The sequence below is a fragment of the Acinetobacter legionensis genome (assembly GCF_048551735.1).
In the GTDB taxonomy this organism is placed as follows: domain Bacteria; phylum Pseudomonadota; class Gammaproteobacteria; order Pseudomonadales; family Moraxellaceae; genus Acinetobacter.
In genome coordinates, this window is record NZ_JBIMBV010000078.1 from 1 (window position 1) to 771 (window position 771).

The window sequence follows — 771 nt, forward strand, 5'->3', positions numbered from 1 at the left end:
GGTGTGAATCCTAAATGGTTTAATGCGCCAGCGTGGTAATTTAACAAACCTCCTTCGGGAGGTTTTTTTACTTGATAAATATGCAAAATAAGCTATATATATTAAAAATATTATGAAGGTGCGAGCGTATGTTTGAATGGATGAATAGCAAAGCAACAAAAGTTGATTATGTGTTTAAAGAGTTCCCAAAACTGAAATACTTATCTATTTTCTATGTGTTATTGATATGCCTATCTATATTGCTATTTCAGCCATTATTGTTATGGCTTTTCAGTTTAAACTTCTTTGGTAGCCATCTATTCCAAAACCTAATTAGTGAAAATATTAGCTGGATTATCTGGGGACAACTTGTAGTGCCAATAGTTATTTCTTTCATATGTTATATAGATATTGTTTCAACTTATGAAAAAAAATGCATTAAAAAATATGGGCGAATTCCTATATGGGTAAATTAATTAATAACTTTTGGTATTTTTAATTTTATTTTTGTGAGTAAAAATCTATGGTTGATATTAAAAAAATTACAAAAGAAATCGATGCATTAGAATCTGGTCAGAAAAAATTTTATGGAAATGACTTTACTGTGGATGAATTTGAAGTGGTATTTAAATTTCTTCTAGAGTTGCAAGATCGAGGAATAATAAGAATTAAGCCTCATCATGAATCAACATCTGGTCATAAGTTGATTGATGCAGCTTTTGTAGAAAAACTTTAAATTTAATTTGTTTAACAAATTCTTACCCACTCACCTGAGTGGGTTTTTTATTGGAC

The 771-nt window shown here is 29.2% G+C and carries 2 protein-coding genes; both read left to right on the top strand.

Annotation, left to right across the window (positions count from 1 at the left end; genetic code table 11):
• Positions 1-128 precede the first annotated feature (128 nt).
• Positions 129-455: a hypothetical protein gene (locus tag ACG9ZL_RS21075; protein WP_419354519.1), complete on the top strand. Its 327-nt coding sequence runs from the start codon at positions 129-131 to the stop codon at positions 453-455.
• Between the two features lie 47 nt (positions 456-502).
• Entirely contained in the window at positions 503-715 is a 213-nt protein-coding gene (locus ACG9ZL_RS21080) for a hypothetical protein (protein ID WP_419306142.1), read from the top strand.
• Positions 716-771: the final 56 nt, after the last annotated feature.

Excerpts from the sequence above, each read along its gene's own strand:
- ACG9ZL_RS21075 (WP_419354519.1), top strand. The coding sequence starts at position 129 with ATGTTTGAATGGATGAATAGCAAAGCAACAAAAGTTGATTATGTGTTT.
- ACG9ZL_RS21080 (WP_419306142.1), top strand. The coding sequence starts at position 503 with ATGGTTGATATTAAAAAAATTACAAAAGAAATCGATGCATTAGAATCT.